Source organism: Rhodococcus sp. AG1013, assembly GCF_003350365.1.
GTDB lineage: Bacteria > Actinomycetota > Actinomycetes > Mycobacteriales > Mycobacteriaceae > Prescottella.
Window position 1 is genome coordinate 1 of the sequence record NZ_QQAT01000045.1, and the last position, 1,636, is coordinate 1,636.

1 protein-coding gene is annotated in these 1,636 nt (G+C 66.2%); it reads left to right on the forward strand.

Annotation, left to right across the window (positions count from 1 at the left end; all coding sequences use genetic code 11):
* The first annotated feature begins 302 nt into the window (after nt 1-302).
* Nucleotides 303-1,394, forward strand: a complete 1,092-nt coding sequence (locus DEU38_RS27900; RefSeq protein WP_114724613.1) for an IS110 family transposase — start codon at nt 303-305, stop codon at nt 1,392-1,394.
* Nucleotides 1,395-1,636 lie beyond the last annotated feature (242 nt).

Sequence of the window (1,636 nt, forward strand, 5' to 3'; positions counted from 1 at the left end):
CTAGACGGTATGTAGTGACACACGACTTGTCGTGAGTTCACTCCAAGTGGTCGGCGTCCCTCGGTTGGTGAGGATGTGGCCGGCGTGGGGGTCGAAGTCAACGTCGTTCATGCTCGCTGCGCTGCGCGTGCTCCACGTTGACATCGACAGCCTGCGCCGACCAGGTCGGCGGTGATCGAGGGACGCCCCAGAAGGCGACTGTGGACCGCTCTTGCGGGCCGGGACCTCACACACAAGATTCGTGGGTTACCGAGCAGACGAACCTGCCTGTTCGGCCTATCCGACAATTGTGGGAGGCCCCGGTGTTCACCGAGCGTACGAGCATTGGACTGGACGTGCACGCACGTTCAGTCGCGGCAGCGGCAATCGACAGCGTCACCGGTGAGGTGTTCCAGGCCCGGTTGACCCCGTCGTATGAGCACATCCGGTCCTGGGTCGCGGATCTACCCGGGCCGGCGGCGGCCGTCTACGAGGCCGGCCCGACCGGTTTCGGACTGTATCGGGCGTTGACCGACTCGCATGTGCGGTGCGAGGTCGCAGCCCCGTCGAAACTGCAGAAACCATCCGGGGATCGGATCAAGACCGACGCCCGCGACGCACTGCATCTGGCCCGGTTGCTGCGCCTCGACGAGATCACCTCGGTGTCGATCCCAAGCGTGGATCAGGAAGCGGCCCGAGATCTCGTGCGCGCTCGTGAGGACTGCCGCGGTGATCTGATGCGAGCACGGCATCGCCTGTCGAAACTGTTGTTGCGGCACGGCATCGTCTACTACGGCGGCGCCGCCTGGACCGGAGCGCACGACCGCTGGCTACGCGCCGAAGCGGCACCCCAGTTGACCTCGCCTGCGACACGGATGGCGTTCGACGCCGACTACGACCACGTCCTCACGATGCAGGCCCGACGTGGGCGCCTCGACACCGCGATCGAAGAGATGGCTGCCGCCAGTGAGTTCACCCCGATCGTCCGCAGGATGTGCTGTCTGCGCGGGGTGAGCACCTTGACGGGCTTCGCGTTGGCGGTCGAGATCGGCGACTGGAATCGATTCACCGGCAACACGATCGGATCCTTCGTCGGATTGGTTCCGTCGGAGTACTCGTCGGGTTCGTCACGCGCACAAGGTTCTATCACCAAGACCGGAAACACCCATGCACGCCGGCTGCTGGTCGAGGCGGCCTGGCATCACCGGCCGCGGTATCACGTCGGCGCGGTGATGCGGTCGCGGTGGGACCGGGCACCGGCACCTGCCCGGGCGCGTGGGGACGAGGGCAACCATCGCCTGCACGGCAGATGGGTGGGCTTCCTCGAACGCCGCAAACGCCCGACGGTGGCGAACGTGGCGATCGCCCGCGAACTGGCCGGTTGGTGCTGGTCCCTGGCGGTCATGGACGACTGACCGCCCACCGATCCGCTTCCTCCCCGGGTCGGTGGTGGCAGCGCGTGGATCGACCCGCGACACACCTATGAGCAGACCTTCGAGTCGACGCTCGATGCTAGACAAGCGGTTACGATCCAGCCGAAACCCACCGTCCTGCGGTAGCCAACCCGCGTATATCAGTCTGACCGCGCGTCGCACACCGACACGCTCACCACGCAGACTCCGGCCGAGGAAGCAACGAGGCGCCGTCGGGGTCGCTC